A 17,267-nucleotide genomic window follows, 5' to 3' on the forward strand; every position below is an offset into this window, starting at 1 on the left:
GCCCTTCGTTTTTGGGATTGGCCTCAATCATGCGTAGCAAAACGCTCCAGCAATCGGTATTAAGCGACCTGCTCTTGTGGATCGATAATAATCTGGATAAGAAACTGACCGTCGACGATCTGAGCGATATCTCTGGTTATTCCCCCTGGCATTTGTTTCGGCTCTTCCGTCATTATTTTGATCGATCGCCGATGGAATATATCCGCCAGCAGCGCATGTCGCTCTGTCGCCGTTTATTGCTGACGACGCCTGGTTACCGTATTGTCGATATTTGTATTATGGTTGGTTATGACGATCTCAGTGCGTTTAATCGTACCTTCAAAAAATATCATGCGCTCACACCCACTCAATATCGTCATCAGGTTACGCGGCAAAAATAAGGAAGGTCCCCCTCCTCCGCATTGCTGCGGTTGGGAATGGAAGGGGGACAGGGGGTATTGCAGAAGGGAAATAGCAGGATGCTATTATCGAGCCCGGTCGGGATCAACGACCTTGCGCGACGGAAATCAGTATAAAAGGATATTTTGAGCTAATAATGTAGAGGGCGTGAAGATTTTGTCACCATTTATAATTGTCTCCACCGCTCTCATCCGAAATAAAAAAACCGGGCCGCGCTGCACCCGGTTTCATTCTCATCAGCACCATCAGAAGTGAGTATTTACGCTCACAAAGAAGGTCCGCCCCGATTCGTTATAGGTCTCGGCACCCGCGCCATACAGATAAGCTCCCGTCGTCGCGTTGCCGGTCGTTTGCGCATTCCCTGCCCGATAGTGGCGGATATCAAACAGGTTATCTATCCCGCTGGTGAAGCTCAGGTTTTTGTTCACATCCCAGGTCGCACTGAGACCGACAATACTGTATGGGCTGACTTCGTTTAATTCGCTGCCGCTGACCGCCTCGCCCTTATAATTAAAGCGTTTTGGTTTCTGTCGGCCATACCAGGTAAAGGTGCTCTGCAGAGAGAGATCTTCACGGACCTGCCAGCTCAAAGTCGAGTTCAGGGTAAACTGCGGGATCACTGACAGTCGGTCGCCTGTCGTCTTATTCTTGCTCTGCAGCATCCATGTCAGGTTATTGCTCCAGTTAACCGTCTCCCCCATCGGAAGATTCAACGTTCCTTCCAGGCCTTCCACTAACGCCTTTGGTACGTTTTCCCACTGATAGATATTGGTGGTGCCGTTGCTGGCAGTGCCCACCGCCGCGTACCCTGACTCAATCTTGTTGTGATAGTCGTTACGGAACCAGGTGATTCCCGCCTGATAGCCCTCATGCTTATACTCAAGACCAATCTCTTTATTAACGCTGGTCTCCGCTTTCAGGTCACTATTCCCCATCAGATAGCAGGCGGAACTACTGGCGTAACAGCCTTGACCGTTGCTGTAGAGAATATAGTTCGGGTTCAACTGGTAGAGGTTAGGCGCCTTGTAAGCGCGGGCAATGCCCAGCTTCAGCGTCCAGTCGTCCGTCAGCTCCTGGGACAGGTTCAGTGAGGGGCTCCAGTTATTGCCGACGATGCTGTGGTGGTCGAAGCGCAGAGCGGGTGTCAGCATGGTGCTGTCCGTTAGCGCCATATTATCTTCGGTAAACAGCGAGAAGATCTCGGCGCTGGAGTACGGGCTACGACCAGTAGCCGATACGCCATCGATAGTTCCGTAAGAGAGCGCCTGGGTTGTCGATACGCCATCTTTCATCCGCTGCTGATTCCATTCTGTCCCCAGCGTCAGATTCTGATCGACCCCCAGCGTAAACGGAATATTCACTTCGCTATGTAGCAGAACATCGGCCAGATCGATATCTGAAAACTCGCTACTGGAGAAGATCCCTTCCGTCCCCCCCGCCAGCCCTTCATTCATTCGCGAGTTGCGGGTGTGTTCGTACTGGGCATAGCTGTTGCTGGTCACGCCATTATCCCAGCCGCCGGTCCATGTCACGCCATAAGTTTGCCGGTAGAGACGGTTAGTCTCTTTCCCGTACATACTCTTCACCAGCGTACTGGTATTGGTGTTTTGTGTGTCGCCGGCATAGAGGTTGCCCTGTCGGCTGTAGCCGGCCTCAAACTCCAGGGCCTGCATCGGGGCGAACTCCCAGCGCAGCTTACTGTGAATATCTTTGTTCACCACCCCTTCACGTCCGGCGGGATAAGAGCCCGCGTAGGAGCCTGTACGCTCGGCTTCATGCCCGGCGTTAATGTCCTGAGCATCGGCCTGGGTTTTACTCAGATTACCCCAGAGATTGAAGCTGACACTGTCTGACAGCGGACCATTGAGGCTAAAGTTGGTACGTTTCGTCGACCCTTCTTTACGATGCTGCGGAGCATTCATATAGGTATTCCACGACCCATGCCATTCAGGCGTGGTCGGTTTGGTCACGATGTTGACGACCCCGCCCATCGCGCCATTACCATAGCGCGCCGCCGCCGGGCCGCGGATCACATCGATATGATCGATCATCTCTGCCGGCACCCAGTTGGTATCGCCACGGGAATCACGATCGCCGCGCCAGCCATACCGCACCGAGTTACGGCTGGTGACCGGTTTTCCATCGACCAGCACCAGAGTGTTCTCTGGCCCCATCCCACGGATATCAATTTGTCGGTTGTTGCCTCGCTGACCGCTGGTGGAGTTACCGGTCAGATTGACCCCGGGTTGCGTACGAATTAACTCCGACACATCGCGGGCGGGGGGATGTTTGCGAATCTCGTCCGCAGTAATGGTCGACACGCCCGGCGCCTGCAGGTTCTGCCTGGCGGCAGTCACCACCATCGTTTCCTCGTGATGTTCAGCAGTGGGGGTGCTCTCGTCAGACGTCGATGGTTCGATAACGCTCTCTGTCGCCTGCAGCGGCACGCTACAGGCAAACAGAGGAATGGCGATCCCCAGCGGGAAGAGAGACGTGTATTTCATAGAATATGCCCTGTTTTCTGTTGCTGTCGGGCATAACGCCTTCCCCAATTGAAAAAACAATGGGATAAAATATTTGCCTCAGCGCCTCGCCAGATTTTGGCGCAGGTCAGCGCCTTCCCAGCATTAATGGGAATAAGAAGACAGCGTGAGGCATAATAAAATTAAGTGCCCTGTTTCATCATTAGAGAAAAAGCGCTGCGCGCTATTCTTTGATAGCGTAATCCAGACAGCGTGTCATTAGAGTAATGTGCCGTGTTACGGTAATAAAAATGAGATTCATTATCAAGATGATAATAATCAATATCAGAGAAAAATAAAATAACATTTACCAATCAGCTGGTTACCAAAAAACAAACGAAAGAGAATAAAGTAAAAATAAAATCATCACTTTCTATTCATCATTAAAAAAACATATTTTTATCATATTATCTCCATAGTTAAATTAAAGACAAAAGCACATTAATAGTAAGTAATACTATTTGCGAAAGACTCTTTGTCGGTATCGTTACACCTTTTCCCCCATGTCCTACCCAGCTAACGGCGGCCGTTCTGCTAAAATAAACACATCCCCCTGCGGAGTGCTCCTCCATGAACGCCAATTCGCTATCACGCCTGTTTATCGCCTGGCTTACCTGCCTCGCGACGCTGTTATTCGCCCCTTTTCTGCCGGCGGCGGAGGCGGAAATCGCGCCGCCGGTGGCAACCGAAGACAATACGCTGTCGATCCATATCGACGACATGCTGCAGCCGTGGAAAGGCGATCTGCCTGGCATGCTCGATCGGCGCACCATCCGGGTATTAACCACCTACAGCAAGACCTTCTTTTTTATTGATAAAGGCACCCAGCGCGGGGCAACGCACGACATTTTTATCGCGCTGGAAAACGATCTGAATAAACAGCTGGCGAAAGATAAAAAGCTAAAACAGCGCCACCTGAAGCTGCACATCGTTTTTGTGCCGGTCAGTCGGGATAAACTCTTTACCGCGCTTAATGAAGGTAAAGGGGATATCGCCGCCGCCAACCTGACTATCACGCCCTCGCGGGAAGCCCAGGTCGATTTCGCTCAACCGCTCTACAGCAACGTGAAAGAATTACTGATCTCCGGCCCGGCATCGCCGAAGGTCGACAGTCTGGAGCAGCTCTCCGGTCAAACGGTCTTTGTTCGCCGCTCCTCCAGCTATTACGAAAGTCTGCAAGCGCTGAACGCCCGATTTGCCAGCGAGTCACGACCGCCGGTTACCCTGGAAGCGGCGCCGGAAGCGCTGGAGGATGAAGATCTGCTGGAAATGCTCAACGCCGGGCTGGTGCCGTTGATCGTCGTCGATCAGCATAAAGCGGTTTTCTGGAAACAGGTATTTCCGAAAATCCAGGTCCATGACAACGTGGTGCTGCGCGACGGCGGCAACATTGCGTGGGCGGTACGCCAGGACAGCCCGCAGCTGCTGGCGCTGCTGAACAACTTCGTGAAAAAGAATCGTCAGGGCACCACGCTGGGTAATACCCTGCTGCTGCGTTACCTGAAAAATGCCCAATATGTTAAAAATGCCGCAGCGAGTAAGGAACGGCGCAAGTTCCTCGCCATGGTGGACGTCTTCCGTAAATATGGCGATCGCTATGATGTCGACTGGCTGCTGATGGCGGCCCAGGGATACCAGGAGTCGCGGCTGAACCAGTCGGTTCGAAGCCACGTTGGCGCCGTCGGAGTGATGCAGGTGATGCCCCGCACCGGAAAAGAGCTGAAGGTGGGCGATATTAAACAGCTGGATCCCAATATTCATGCTGGCGTGAAATATATGCGCTGGATGATAGATCGTTACTATGCTGATGAGCCCATGACCCGGCTGGATAAAGCGCTATTTGCCTTTGCCTCCTACAACGCCGGTCCGGCGCGTATCGCCCGCCTGCGCACCATGACCAAACAGCGCGGGTTTGATCCAAACGTCTGGTTCGGTAACGTCGAAAATCTGGCGGCAGAAAAAATCGGCGCGGAAACGGTGACCTACGTCAGCAATATCTATAAGTATTACATCGCCTATCGGCTGATCGTCGATGACATGGCCCGCAAACAGAAAGCGACGGCGGCACCGCGGCAGGAGCCGGTGGCGCCGCCAGCCAAACCGCAGCCCAGCGTGGCGATGCCCGCGACCGCTCAGGTGCCCGCGGCCTGAAGCGCTTGCGGCCAGCGGTCAAAACCACTTCTGAGGCGGTGGTGAAATAATCATAAAAAAAGCCCCGGCGAAACCGGGGCTTTCTGTGTTAACTACGCGGATATCGCGTTTAAGGCAGGCCTTAGAACGGGATATCGTCGTCGAAGTCCATCGGCGGTTCGTTGGAAGGCGCTGCCGGAGCCTGCTGCTGCGGACGGGACTGCGCGCCGCCGCTGAACTGGTTGCCGCCCTGCGGCTGCTGAGGCTGACCCCAACCGCCCTGCTGCTGTCCGCCGCCTGCCGGTGCGCCGCCGCCCTGACGGCCGCCCAGCATCTGCATGGTGCCGCCAACGTTTACCACCACTTCAGTGGTGTATTTGTCCTGACCGGATTGATCGGTCCACTTGCGGGTACGCAGTTGGCCTTCAATGTACACCTGAGAGCCTTTACGCAGATACTCACCAGCGACTTCAGCCAGTTTGCCGAACAGCACAACGCGGTGCCATTCAGTCTGCTCTTTCATTTCGCCGGTCTGCTTGTCACGCCAGGATTCGGAAGTTGCCAGCGTGAAGTTGGCGACTGCGCCGCCACTTGGCATGTAGCGTACTTCCGGGTCCTGCCCCAGATTACCGACGAGAATCACCTTGTTTACGCCTCTGCTGGCCATGTTCGTGTCTCCTGAATACGTTTCTTAATAGTGTAAACGCGCGAGTGTACCATTTCCACGTAGCATTTTAATAGCTGCGAGGCTGATTCCAGAGATAGTACCCGGCTACGACATTGTTGCACACTCGACCTGAATTTGCATTCCGATACTGTATATTCATTCAGGTTAAATTGTGTCATAATTAGCCGTTTCTGCCGTTTGTCCTTCAAGCAAACCAGGCAATCCGTGTATCTACCTACCGGGAAAGGTGAATGGATAAGATCGAAGTTCGGGGCGCCCGCACCCATAATCTCAAAAACATCAACCTCGTTATCCCGCGCGACAAACTCATTGTCGTCACCGGGCTTTCCGGGTCTGGCAAATCTTCACTCGCTTTCGACACCCTGTATGCCGAAGGCCAGCGTCGCTACGTCGAATCGCTCTCCGCCTATGCTCGACAGTTCCTGTCGCTGATGGAGAAGCCGGACGTCGACCATATCGAAGGGCTGTCGCCGGCGATTTCCATCGAACAGAAATCAACCTCTCACAACCCCCGCTCGACGGTGGGTACGATTACCGAAATTCACGACTACCTGCGTCTGCTGTACGCCCGCGTCGGCGAACCGCGCTGTCCGGACCACGACGTGCCGCTGGCGGCGCAGACCGTCAGCCAGATGGTCGATAATGTGCTCTCTCAGCCGGAAGGTCAGCGCCTGATGCTGCTCGCGCCCATCATTAAAGAGCGTAAAGGCGAGCACACCAAAACGCTGGAAAACCTCGCCAGCCAGGGCTATATCCGCGCACGGATCGACGGCGAAGTCTGCGATCTCTCGGATCCGCCGAAGCTGGAGCTGCAGAAGAAGCACACCATCGAGGTGGTCATCGACCGCTTCAAGGTGCGCGACGATCTGGCGCAACGTCTGGCCGAGTCGTTTGAAACCGCGCTGGAGCTCTCCGGCGGGACCGCCATCGTGGCCAATATGGATGATGAGAAAGCGGAAGAGCTGCTGTTTTCCGCCAACTTCGCCTGCCCGATCTGCGGCTACAGCATGCGCGAGCTGGAGCCGCGCCTGTTCTCCTTCAACAACCCGGCGGGCGCCTGCCCGACCTGCGACGGTCTCGGCGTGCAGCAATATTTCGACCCCGATCGCGTGGTGCAAAATCCGGAGCTGTCGCTGGCGGGCGGCGCCATCCGCGGCTGGGATCGGCGTAACTTCTACTACTTCCAGATGCTGAAGTCGCTGGCGGAGCACTATAAGTTTGACGTTGAAGCGCCGTGGGGCACCCTCAGCGCCAGCGTGCAGAAAGTGGTCCTGTACGGTTCCGGTAAAGAGAATATTGAATTCAAATACATGAACGACCGCGGCGACACCTCGGTGCGCCGCCATCCGTTCGAAGGCGTGCTGCATAACATGGAGCGCCGCTACAAAGAGACGGAATCCAGCGCGGTGCGCGAAGAGCTGGCGAAGTTCATCAGCAATCGCCCGTGCGCCAGCTGCGACGGTACGCGTCTGCGCCGTGAGGCGCGCCACGTGTTTGTGGAAAACACCCCGCTGCCGACCATTTCCGATATGAGCATCGGCCACGCGATGGACTTCTTTAACAATCTGAAGCTCTCCGGCCAGCGGGCAAAAATCGCCGAAAAAGTGCTGAAAGAGATTGGCGATCGCCTGAAGTTCCTCGTCAACGTCGGCCTCAACTACCTGACGCTTTCCCGCTCGGCGGAAACGCTCTCCGGCGGCGAGGCCCAGCGTATCCGTCTGGCGAGCCAGATTGGCGCCGGACTGGTTGGCGTGATGTACGTCCTGGATGAGCCCTCCATCGGCCTGCACCAGCGCGATAACGAGCGCCTGCTCGGGACCCTGATCCACCTGCGTAATTTAGGCAACACGGTGATCGTCGTTGAGCATGACGAAGACGCCATTCGCGCCGCCGACCATGTGATCGATATCGGCCCCGGGGCCGGGGTCCACGGCGGCCAGGTGGTGGCGGAAGGACCGCTGGAGGCCATTATGGCGGTACCAGAATCCCTGACCGGCCAGTTTATGAGCGGCAAGCGCAAAATTGAAGTGCCGAAGCAGCGCGTGCCCGCCGATCCGGAGAAAGTCCTCAAGCTAACCGGCGCGCGCGGCAACAACCTGAAAGACGTGACGCTGACCCTGCCGGTGGGCCTGTTTACCTGCATCACCGGCGTCTCCGGCTCGGGTAAATCCACGCTGATCAACGACACCCTGTTCCCCATTGCCCAGCGTCAGCTTAACGGCGCGACCATCGCCGAACCGGCGCCGTATCGCGATATTCAGGGGCTGGAGCACTTCGATAAAGTCATCGATATCGACCAGAGCCCGATCGGCCGCACGCCGCGCTCCAACCCCGCGACCTATACCGGGGTGTTTACGCCGGTGCGCGAGCTGTTCGCCGGGGTGCCGGAATCACGTTCCCGCGGCTATACGCCGGGCCGTTTCAGTTTTAACGTCCGCGGCGGTCGCTGCGAAGCCTGCCAGGGCGACGGGGTGATCAAGGTCGAAATGCACTTCCTGCCGGATATCTACGTACCGTGCGACCAGTGCAAAGGTAAGCGCTATAACCGCGAAACGCTGGAGATTAAGTACAAAGGCAAAACCATCCACGAAGTGCTGGATATGACTATCGAAGAAGCGCGCGAGTTCTTTGATGCCGTACCGGCGCTGGCGCGTAAACTGCAAACCCTGATGGACGTGGGTCTGACCTATATCCGTCTCGGCCAGTCGGCGACGACCCTGTCCGGCGGCGAGGCGCAGCGCGTCAAGCTGGCGCGCGAGCTGTCCAAGCGCGGTACCGGCCAGACGCTGTATATCCTCGATGAGCCGACCACCGGTCTGCACTTCGCCGATATCCAGCAGCTGCTGGAAGTGCTGCACCAGCTGCGCGATCAGGGCAATACCATCGTGGTGATTGAGCACAATCTCGACGTGATAAAAACGGCCGACTGGATTGTCGATCTCGGCCCGGAAGGCGGCAGCGGCGGCGGCGAAATTCTGGTTTCCGGTACCCCGGAAACCGTCGCCGAGTGCGAAGCCTCGCACACCGCGCGCTTCCTGAAGCCGATGCTAAAATAATTAGCGAGAAAGCTGCTGCCGGACCGGCTCCGGCAGCATTTTCACCGCCTGCTGATAAGACGCATCGACCAGGTAGTAGATTTGCGAATCCGGCAGCGAGCCATCCAGAAAGACGGTGCTCCAGTGCGCTTTATTGAGATGCTGGCTGGGCCGGACGTCGCGATGCTGCTGCCGTAGCAGCTCCGCCAGCTCCGGGCTCGCCTTCAGCGCAACCGCCGGCCGCTGGTCTTCGACCTCCTTCACCATGGCAAACAGCACGTCCGAGACCTTAATCTGCGTGGCTTTCCAGTCGCTGTGGACGCTCTGCTCTGCTCCCGGCTTCGCCATGCAGTACTGCAATAACTCCGAAATTGTCATCTTTTATTCCCCCATGAGCGTCGCAACGATGTGCCGCGAACCGCCGTGTATCCGATGCTCCCCCAGCCAGATGCCCTGCCAGGTCCCCAGCCTGACGCGTCCGTCCTCAACCGGCAGCATCAGCGACACGCCAAGCATCGATGATTTGATGTGCGACGGCATATCGTCAGGGCCTTCATAATCATGTTCGTACGGCGCATTGTCCGGCACGGCGTTAAGAAAATACTGCTCCATGTCATACCGGACGGTGGGATCGCAGTATTCGTTGAGCGTCAGGGAAGCGGAAGTATGCTGGAGCAGGAGGTGTAGTAGGCCGACCTTCACCCCGGACAGCCCGCGGATCTGGCCGAGGATTTCGTCGGTGACCAGATGAAAACCACGGGATTTAGGCCCAAGCGTCAGGGTTTGCTGATACCACATCATCGACTCCTTTTTGCGAATGAATCCCTCTAAGTGTGCAGCAATACGTGAAAAGGTAAAACCTTCCACCCCGGATTTTGCATAAAAAAACGGCAGCGTCACCGCTGCCGTTTATCACGTTCTGACGCCTGTCAGTATTCGGAATTGACGATCACTTCTTCGCCCAGCGCGCCGGCCATCGGCAGCGGCTTATAGGAGGAGTTGGCGGCACGCAGCACGCGGATCCCGCGGGCGCCCGCCTCGCGGGCGGCGGTAATATCGTTATCCGAGTCGCCATAGAAAACCTTTATCTGCTTCGTCTGCAGCCACTGGGTCTTGGTATTCTGACCCGGCTTATCGCCAGCGAAAATCACTGGGTTCATATTGGCGGCGGGGATAAGAAAATCATCCTGCAGGGTTTTAGAAACGGTTTCTGTTTTGGTCTGGCTGCGGCCGGTGACGAACCAGATGCTGTCGCCACGCTTCACATGCATGGCAATCAGCTGGCGCGCCACCTCTTTTGGCATGCTGAATTCGTCCCAGCCGTTGTTCATTTTTTCCCAGAACTGCGGGTTTTTCAGGTAATCCTCACTGCCGGGAGAGAAGGTTTTTTGCCCGCGCCAGAAACCAGGACTGGAGAAGAGAACGGTGTCATCGATATCAAAGCCGACGGCCATCGGCGGACGCCCCAGCAGGCTGTTCTCAATTTGCGCCACCGAAACCCAGTGGATCGGCGCCTGCTCGGCCAACTGGGCCACGTTGGTGCCGACCCACAGCGGCTGTGGCGTGGAGGCGCGCGCTACTACGGCGCTGTTCAGCGTGAACAGGAGAGAAGCCGCCGCAAGGGCGAGAGTAAGTTTGCGCATATTTATCCCTAAATCTATCAATCATTATTGTTTTCAATAATGTGCATGCTTAGTAACGCCCCGACCTTACCCGCAGGCGACAGGGATGAAAAGCCTTTTTCGCGTAGATGTCATAGAAAAAGAGGATGATCACAATCAGAGGGGGTTGCCCCTGCCCGTTGACCGGCAGAGACAACCTGCTGGAGAGCGGCTTACATTACCGCGGCAAAGGCTTTCGCGACCTGCTGAACATTACGTGAGTTTAACCCCGCCACGCACATGCGTCCGCTGGCAATCAGGTAGACGCCAAACTCGTCGCGCAGGCGATCCACCTGCGCCGCACTGAAGCCGGTGTAGCTGAACATCCCGCGCTGCTTGAGCAGGTAATCCACATCGCTGCCCGGGGCAACCTGCTGCAGCGCGTCGACCAGCGCCTGACGCATAGTCAGGATATGCGCGCGCATGGCGTCCACTTCCGCCTGCCAGGTGGCTTTCAGCCCGGCATCGTTCAGCACCGTCGCCACCACCTGCGCGCCAAAGCTCGGCGGGCTGGAGTAGTTGCGGCGCACGGTGGCCTTCAGTTGGCCAAGCACGCGGCCTGCGGTTTCACTGTCTTCACAGACCACCGACAGGCCGCCGACGCGCTCCCCGTACAGGGAGAAAATTTTGGAGAACGAGTTGCTGACCAGCATCGGCATCCCGGCGCTGGCGATGGCGCGAATGGCGTAGGCATCCTCTTCCAGCCCTGCGCCAAAGCCCTGGTAGGCGATGTCGAGGAACGGGATCAGCTGACGCGCTTTCAGGATCTCCACCACACGATCCCACTGTTCCGGCGTCAGGTCGGCGCCGGTCGGGTTGTGGCAGCAGGGGTGCAGCAGCACAATGTCGCGCGCCGGCAGCGTTTGCAGCGTCGCCAGCAGCGCTTCAAAGCGCACGCCGTTGGTGGCTTTATCAAACCATGGGTAAGTACTTACTTCGAAGCCAGCCCCTTCAAATATGGCAATGTGGTTTTCCCAGGTCGGGTCGCTGACCCAGACATGAGACTCAGGAAAGTAGCGTTTGAGGAAGTCGGCCCCGACCTTCAGCGCGCCCGAACCGCCGACCGTCTGAATGGAGGCGATGCGGTTTTGCTTAAGCGCGCTATGCTCCGCGCCAAACAGCAGCGGCGCAATTGCCTGGCGGTAGCCGCTCAGCCCTTCCATCGGCAGATACAGCGAGGCGCCGTGCGGCTCGGCGTTCAGGCGCGCTTCCGCTTCCGCCACCGCCTGCAGCTGCGGGATAATGCCGTCATCGTTGTAATACAGCCCGATACTCAGGTTGACTTTGTCGCTTCGCGGGTCTTCTTTGAAGCGTTCCATCAGAGAAAGAATAGGGTCGCCGGCGTAGGCGTCAACTTTTTGAAACACGCGATGTATCTCCAGGTTTACATGGGGCAGGTTCTTACACAATAAACCGGATATGACGGCAGGTCGAGAGGATGTTGAGGGGAAAGTGACCGCGCAGCGGTATAAACCGCTTTTTTGTCCGCGGCTATACCGATAGCGTACCGGATAAGCGTCTGAGCTATCCGGTACGAACAAGGCTTAGTCGAGGTATTTCATGGCGACGCGGGAGGTCAGTCGCGTAATAAGTTCGTAAGCACTCACTTTCGTGATCTCGGCGATGCGCTCTACCGGGAGTCCCTCTCCCCACAGCACCACCGCGTCGCCGGCTTTATCCTGGGCCTGCGGGCCGAGGTCAACGCAGATCATATCCATCGCCACCCGGCCGACAATCGGCACTTCGCGGCCATTAACCAGCACCGGGGTGCCCGACGGCGCGGCGCGCGGATAACCGTCGCCATAGCCCATCGCGACCACGCCGAGACGCGTGTCGCGTTCGCTGACCCAGGTGCCGCCGTAGCCGACGGGCTCCCCTGCTTTATGCTCGCGCACGGCAATCAGGCTGGACGTCAGGGTCATCACCGGCTGACAGCCAAAATCTTTCCCGGTGGAGCGATCGTCCAGCGGCGACACGCCATACAGGATAATGCCCGGACGCACCCAGTCAAAATGCGACTGCGGCCACAGCAGGATACCGCCCGAGGCGGCGATAGAGCGCAATCCCGGCTTGCCTTCGGTAAAGGTGGTGAAGATATCCAGCTGGCGTTCGGTGGCGCCGCAGGTCGGCTCATCGGCGCGGGCGAAGTGGCTCACCACGTTAACCGGCTGGCGGACGTTTTTGCACTGGCTCAGACGCTGATAAAACGCCTCGGCTTCCTCCGGGCGCACCCCTAAGCGATGCATGCCGGTATCCAGCTTCATCCACACGGTCACCGGCTCGGGGAGATCGGCTTGCTCCAGGGCCGCCAGCTGTTCGGGGCTATGCACCGCGGTATGCAGACGCTGCGCGGCGATCACCGCAAGGTCTTCCGCCGCAAAAAAGCCTTCCAGCAGGAGGATCGGCTGCGCGATCCCCCCCGCTCGCAGGCGCAGCGCCTCTTCCAGGCGGGCGACGCCAAAAGCGTCGGCGTCGGTCAGCGTTCGCGCGGTCTCAAGAAGACCGTGTCCGTAGGCGTTCGCTTTCACCACCGCAACCAGTTTGCTGGCAGGCGCCAGTTCACGCAGACGTTGCAGGTTGTGTCGCAGAGCGCGGCGGTTGATAACTACAGTTGCCGCTTGCATTTGAATTCCTTAATAAAAGAAGGAGGAAGGGTTACTCATCATCATACTGAGGACCGGCATAATTATCGAAACGCGACCACTGACCGTTGAAGGTCAGTCGCACGGTGCCGATCGGGCCGTTACGTTGTTTACCAATGATAATTTCCGCGATGCCCTTAAGATCGCTGTTCTCGTGATAGACCTCATCACGGTAAATGAACATGATTAAGTCGGCATCCTGTTCGATAGAGCCGGACTCACGCAGGTCGGAGTTGACCGGACGTTTATCGGCACGTTGTTCCAGTGAGCGGTTCAGCTGCGACAGCGCCACCACCGGCACCTGTAGCTCTTTGGCCAGCGCCTTCAGCGAGCGGGAGATTTCGGCGATCTCCAGGGTACGGTTGTCAGAGAGCGACGGCACGCGCATCAGCTGCAGGTAGTCGATCATAATCAGCCCGATGCCGCCATGCTCGCGGGCGATACGCCGCGCGCGGGAACGCACTTCCGTCGGCGTCAGGCCGGAGGAGTCATCGATATAGATGTTACGTTTTTCCAGCAGAATGCCCATGGTGCCGGAGATCCGCGCCCAGTCTTCATCGTCCAGCTGACCGGTACGAATGCGGGTCTGATCGACGCGCGACAGCGAGGCCAGAGAACGCATCATGATCTGCTCGGAGGGCATCTCGAGACTGAAGATGAGTACCGGTTTGTCCTGCAGCATCGCTGCGTTTTCCACGAGGTTCATCGCGAAGGTCGTTTTACCCATCGACGGACGGGCGGCGACGATAATCAGATCCGACGGCTGCAGGCCGGCGGTCTTTTTGTTGAGGTCGTCGTAGCCGGTGTTGACCCCGGTAACGCCGTCATGCGGCTGCTGGAACAGCTGTTCGATACGGGCGACGGTGGCGTCGAGGACATCGGCGATGTTTTTCGGCCCTTCGTCTTTATTGGCCCGGCTTTCAGCGATTTTAAAGACGCGGGACTCGGCGAGATCGAGCAGATCTTCACTGGTTCGCCCCTGCGGGTCGAAGCCGGCCTCGGCGATCTCATTGGCCACCGAGATCATCTCGCGCACGACCGCGCGTTCGCGCACGATGTCGGCATAGGCGCTGATGTTCGCCGCGCTGGGGGTATTTTTGGACAGTTCCGCCAGATAGGCAAAGCCGCCGACGCTGTCCAGCTGTCCCTGACGCTCCAGCGACTCCGCAAGGGTGATCAGGTCAATCGGGCTGCCCGACTCCTGCAGGCGCGCCATCTCGGTAAAAATATGACGATGCGGACGGGTATAAAAGTCGTCGGCAACGACGCGTTCGGCAACGTCGTCCCAGCGCTCGTTATCCAGCATTAAACCGCCCAACACCGACTGCTCCGCTTCAATCGAGTGCGGCGGGACTTTCAGCCCGGCGAGCTGCGGATCGCGTTCGCGGGTTTCTGTCTGTGGTTTGTTGAAGGGTTTATTTCCTGCCATAGCCTAACATTTCACCGATACGGAAAAGAGCGTGACAGTATAGCGAGAAAGCCATTGCCGCTAAAGAACCCATTAAGCGTGGCTGGCCTGAGGCGGGTAAGAAAATCCGTCGCTGCCGCCGCAGGCTGTTAAGCTTACTGGATAATCTCAGAACAACACAGGAGCGAACATGGCAACACGCATCGAATTTTCAAAACACGGGGGGCCGGAGGTGCTTCAGGCGGTTGAGTTTACCCCTCGCGATCCTGCGGAGCATGAAATTCAGGTCGAAAACAAAGCTATCGGCATCAATTATATCGACACCTATGTTCGCAGCGGCCTCTATCCGCCGCCGTCGCTGCCGAGCGGTCTGGGCACCGAGGCGGCCGGCATCGTCAGTAAAGTCGGCCATGGGGTGACGCACATTAAGGCAGGCGATCGGGTGGTGTACGCCCAGTCGGCGCTCGGCGCCTACAGCACGGTGCACAATGTGCTGGCCGATAAAGCGGCGGTCCTGCCGGACGCCATCTCTTTCGAACAGGCCGCCGCGTCGTTCCTCAAAGGATTAACGGTCTGGTATCTGTTGCGTAAAACTTACGAAATTAAGCCTGATGAGATGTTCCTGTTTCATGCCGCCGCCGGCGGCGTGGGGCTGATTGCCTGTCAGTGGGCGAAAGCGCTGGGGGCGAAACTTATCGGCACCGTCGGCAGCGCGCAGAAGGCGCAGCGCGCCAAAGCGGCGGGCGCCTGGCAGGTGATTAACTATCGCGAAGAACCTATCGCGGAGCGGCTCAAAGCGCTCACCGACGGCAAGAAAGTCGCCGTAGTCTATGACTCGGTAGGGAAAGATACCTGGGAAGCCTCTCTGGACTGTCTGCAGCGCCGCGGCCTGATGGTCAGTTTTGGCAACTCCTCCGGCCCGGTGACCGGCGTTAATCTGGGGATCCTGAATCAGAAAGGTTCTCTGTACGTCACCCGCCCATCGCTGCAGGGCTATATCACCAACCGGGAAGAGCTGGCTGAAGCCTGCAGTGAGCTGTTTTCGCTGATCGCCAGTGGAGTAATCAAAGTGGACGTGCCGGAGAGTCAGACCTATCCGCTGACCGAAGCGCGACGGGCGCATGAAGTTCTGGAGAGCCGGGTGACACAGGGGTCGAGTCTGCTGCTGCCGTAAGCGGTCAAAAGGACAAAAGGACAAAAGGACAAAAGTTTAGGGCTTCCACCTGGGAAGCCCTTACTTTTTTTTAGTTCGGCTGTATGTAGGGTACAGCGCGATGAATTCGTTAACGCGCTAATAGTGACAGATTTGCGTAGCGATGCCTACGCGGTTCTGTGCAAAATTGTTCAGGTTGTGACACACCCCTCAATACCTTAGTAACGCCAACGGTTATTGTCGCGAAAAGCGTTTCCGTCCGGGGTTTTCAGCGCCCGAATAACCCACACCACCACCACCGCCAACAGCAGCCACGGCAGCAATTTGATCATTAAAGCAAACAAACCGCCGACGAACATCAGCGCCGTAGCCACCACGATGGCGGCGATAATCCCCAACAGCGATACGCCGGTGACCAGCAGCATGACAAAAAATCCGATGACAAATAACAGTTCCAGCATGGCTCTCTCCCCACAGTCATTAATATATCGCTCTGCAGGTATTACAAAAAACATGCCAACAATAACAAACTGAATTTAAAAGAAAACGCCCCGCAATAGTGTGCGAGGCGTGGTCAATTTCACCAGGTTTTGGTGAGAAACTAACGCTTATCGGCCACCAGCTTTAGGGCCTGCTCCAGCACCGCAATGTCGGCGCCGGGTTTATGCGCATTTTCGCTCAGGTAGCGACGCCACTGGCGGGCGCCTGGGATACCCTGAAACAGTCCCAGCATATGACGGGTGATATGGCCCAGATAGGTGCCCTTGCTGAGCTCGCGCTCAATATACGGGTACATGGCCCGCACGACGGCCACCGGATCGGCATCCGCGCCGGCGACGCCGAAAATCTCCCGGTCGACCGAAGCCAGAATACCCGGATTCTGATAGGCCTCACGCCCGACCATCACCCCATCCATATGCTCAAGCTGCATTCTGGCTTCATCCAGCGATTTGATACCGCCGTTAATCGCCATCGTCAGGTGGGGGAAGTCACGCTTCAGCTGCCAGACGCGGGGGTAATCCAGCGGCGGGATCTCGCGGTTCTCTTTCGGGCTCAGACCGGAGAGCCAGGCTTTGCGGGCGTGAATAATAAACATCTCACATTCGCCCTTGCCGGAGACCGTCTCAATGAAATCACAGAGGAATTCATAGCTATCCTGGTCGTCGATGCCGATACGGGTCTTCACCGTGACCGGGATCGACACCACATCGCGCATCGCTTTGATACAGTCGGCCACCAGCGGCGCGTTACCCATCAGGCAGGCGCCAAACATCCCGTTCTGCACGCGATCGGAGGGGCAGCCGACGTTGAGATTGATCTCGTCATAGCCGCGCGCCTCGGCCAGCTTCGCGCACTGCGCCAGGGCCTGCGGGTCGCTGCCGCCGAGCTGCAGAGCGACCGGGTGCTCTTCTTCGCTATACGCCAGGTAGTCGCCTTTGCCATGAATAATCGCCCCGGTGGTCACCATTTCGGTATACAGCAGCGTATGCCGCGACAGCAGCCGCAGGAAGTAGCGGCAATGTCGGTCAGTCCAGTCGAGCATCGGCGCGATGGAGAAGCGATGAGCAGGGAAAACAGGTGACGTTGATTCAAGCATCATGGCGAATAAATAAGCATCCGGGTAAAAAG

Annotated in this window: 14 protein-coding genes; 4 read left to right on the plus strand and 10 right to left on the minus strand. The window is 57.2% G+C overall.

Translation table 11 applies throughout. From position 1 onward, the window contains the following. The first annotated feature begins 11 nt into the window (after positions 1-11). Positions 12-380, plus strand: a complete 369-nt coding sequence (locus tag ACLH1I_RS19515; RefSeq protein ID WP_032456845.1) for a helix-turn-helix transcriptional regulator — start codon at positions 12-14, stop codon at positions 378-380. Positions 381-644: 264 nt separating this feature from the next. Here ACLH1I_RS19515 and ACLH1I_RS19520 read toward each other — a convergent pair whose 3' ends face one another. Next, positions 645-2,903, minus strand: coding sequence for a TonB-dependent siderophore receptor (locus tag ACLH1I_RS19520; RefSeq protein ID WP_062913522.1), 2,259 nt, complete (start codon positions 2,901-2,903; stop codon positions 645-647). A gap of 588 nt (positions 2,904-3,491) precedes the next feature. On the opposite strand from ACLH1I_RS19520, the gene ACLH1I_RS19525 reads away from it, so the two are divergent. Continuing rightward, entirely contained in the window at positions 3,492-5,072 is a 1,581-nt protein-coding gene (locus tag ACLH1I_RS19525) for a lytic transglycosylase F (protein ID WP_064178429.1), read from the plus strand. Between the two features lie 121 nt (positions 5,073-5,193). Here ACLH1I_RS19525 and ssb1 read toward each other — a convergent pair whose 3' ends face one another. Beyond that, positions 5,194-5,718: a single-stranded DNA-binding protein SSB1 gene (ssb1, locus tag ACLH1I_RS19530; RefSeq protein WP_004151744.1), complete on the minus strand. Its 525-nt coding sequence runs from the start codon at positions 5,716-5,718 to the stop codon at positions 5,194-5,196. Between the two features lie 251 nt (positions 5,719-5,969). Here ssb1 and uvrA point away from each other — a divergent pair, with 251 nt between their 5' ends. Beyond that, complete coding sequence (gene uvrA, locus ACLH1I_RS19535) at positions 5,970-8,795, plus strand: excinuclease ABC subunit UvrA (RefSeq protein ID WP_004206306.1); 2,826 nt, start codon at positions 5,970-5,972, stop codon at positions 8,793-8,795. Here uvrA and ACLH1I_RS19540 read toward each other — a convergent pair whose 3' ends face one another. From ACLH1I_RS19540 to dnaB, 6 genes are all read right to left on the minus strand, one after another. Continuing rightward, a complete protein-coding gene (locus tag ACLH1I_RS19540) occupies positions 8,796-9,152 on the minus strand; it encodes an MmcQ/YjbR family DNA-binding protein (RefSeq protein ID WP_004206305.1) in 357 nt (118 codons plus the stop codon). It lies immediately after the preceding gene. 3 nt (positions 9,153-9,155) lie between these two features. Next, entirely contained in the window at positions 9,156-9,572 is a 417-nt protein-coding gene (locus ACLH1I_RS19545; RefSeq protein WP_151629326.1) for a secondary thiamine-phosphate synthase enzyme YjbQ, read from the minus strand. Between the two features lie 131 nt (positions 9,573-9,703). Next, complete coding sequence (gene aphA / locus ACLH1I_RS19550; protein ID WP_004206302.1) at positions 9,704-10,417, minus strand: acid phosphatase AphA; 714 nt, start codon at positions 10,415-10,417, stop codon at positions 9,704-9,706. 191 nt (positions 10,418-10,608) lie between these two features. Continuing rightward, positions 10,609-11,802 carry an aromatic amino acid transaminase gene (tyrB, locus tag ACLH1I_RS19555; protein WP_048294006.1) on the minus strand — a complete coding sequence of 398 codons (1,194 nt, stop codon included), beginning with the start codon at positions 11,800-11,802 and terminating at the stop codon, positions 10,609-10,611. Between the two features lie 177 nt (positions 11,803-11,979). Then, positions 11,980-13,059 carry an alanine racemase gene (gene alr / locus ACLH1I_RS19560; protein ID WP_060656820.1) on the minus strand — a complete coding sequence of 360 codons (1,080 nt, stop codon included), beginning with the start codon at positions 13,057-13,059 and terminating at the stop codon, positions 11,980-11,982. A gap of 31 nt (positions 13,060-13,090) precedes the next feature. Beyond that, positions 13,091-14,506 carry a replicative DNA helicase gene (gene dnaB, locus ACLH1I_RS19565; RefSeq protein WP_002884942.1) on the minus strand — a complete coding sequence of 472 codons (1,416 nt, stop codon included), beginning with the start codon at positions 14,504-14,506 and terminating at the stop codon, positions 13,091-13,093. Between the two features lie 169 nt (positions 14,507-14,675). On the opposite strand from dnaB, the gene ACLH1I_RS19570 reads away from it, so the two are divergent. Beyond that, the gene (locus ACLH1I_RS19570) at positions 14,676-15,659 is read left to right on the plus strand and encodes a quinone oxidoreductase (protein WP_004177848.1); all 984 of its coding nucleotides are present in this window, start codon (positions 14,676-14,678) and stop codon (positions 15,657-15,659) included. Positions 15,660-15,856: 197 nt separating this feature from the next. Here the strand turns inward: ACLH1I_RS19570 and pspG are convergent, their stop codons facing one another. Further along, on the minus strand, positions 15,857-16,099 hold the full coding sequence (gene pspG, locus ACLH1I_RS19575) for an envelope stress response protein PspG (protein ID WP_004206297.1): 243 nt from the start codon (positions 16,097-16,099) through the stop codon (positions 15,857-15,859). A 140-nt stretch (positions 16,100-16,239) separates the two neighbouring features. Then, positions 16,240-17,238, minus strand: coding sequence for a tRNA dihydrouridine(20/20a) synthase DusA (gene dusA / locus ACLH1I_RS19580; protein ID WP_074384311.1), 999 nt, complete (start codon positions 17,236-17,238; stop codon positions 16,240-16,242). Positions 17,239-17,267: the final 29 nt, after the last annotated feature.

It is taken from the genome of Klebsiella sp. 1SOBk10mer, from assembly GCF_046602535.1.
Lineage (GTDB): Bacteria > Pseudomonadota > Gammaproteobacteria > Enterobacterales > Enterobacteriaceae > Klebsiella > Klebsiella quasipneumoniae.

Coding starts and splice junctions, on each gene's coding strand:
- ACLH1I_RS19520 (WP_062913522.1), bottom strand. CDS start 2,903: ATGAAATACACGTCTCTCTTCCCGCTGGGGATCGCCATTCCTCTGTTT.
- ACLH1I_RS19525 (WP_064178429.1), top strand. CDS start 3,492: ATGAACGCCAATTCGCTATCACGCCTGTTTATCGCCTGGCTTACCTGC.
- ssb1 (WP_004151744.1), bottom strand. CDS start 5,718: ATGGCCAGCAGAGGCGTAAACAAGGTGATTCTCGTCGGTAATCTGGGG.
- uvrA (WP_004206306.1), top strand. CDS start 5,970: ATGGATAAGATCGAAGTTCGGGGCGCCCGCACCCATAATCTCAAAAAC.
- ACLH1I_RS19540 (WP_004206305.1), bottom strand. CDS start 9,152: ATGACAATTTCGGAGTTATTGCAGTACTGCATGGCGAAGCCGGGAGCA.
- ACLH1I_RS19545 (WP_151629326.1), bottom strand. CDS start 9,572: ATGTGGTATCAGCAAACCCTGACGCTTGGGCCTAAATCCCGTGGTTTT.
- aphA (WP_004206302.1), bottom strand. CDS start 10,417: ATGCGCAAACTTACTCTCGCCCTTGCGGCGGCTTCTCTCCTGTTCACG.
- alr (WP_060656820.1), bottom strand. CDS start 13,059: ATGCAAGCGGCAACTGTAGTTATCAACCGCCGCGCTCTGCGACACAAC.
- dnaB (WP_002884942.1), bottom strand. CDS start 14,506: ATGGCAGGAAATAAACCCTTCAACAAACCACAGACAGAAACCCGCGAA.
- ACLH1I_RS19570 (WP_004177848.1), top strand. CDS start 14,676: ATGGCAACACGCATCGAATTTTCAAAACACGGGGGGCCGGAGGTGCTT.
- pspG (WP_004206297.1), bottom strand. CDS start 16,099: ATGCTGGAACTGTTATTTGTCATCGGATTTTTTGTCATGCTGCTGGTC.
- dusA (WP_074384311.1), bottom strand. CDS start 17,238: ATGATGCTTGAATCAACGTCACCTGTTTTCCCTGCTCATCGCTTCTCC.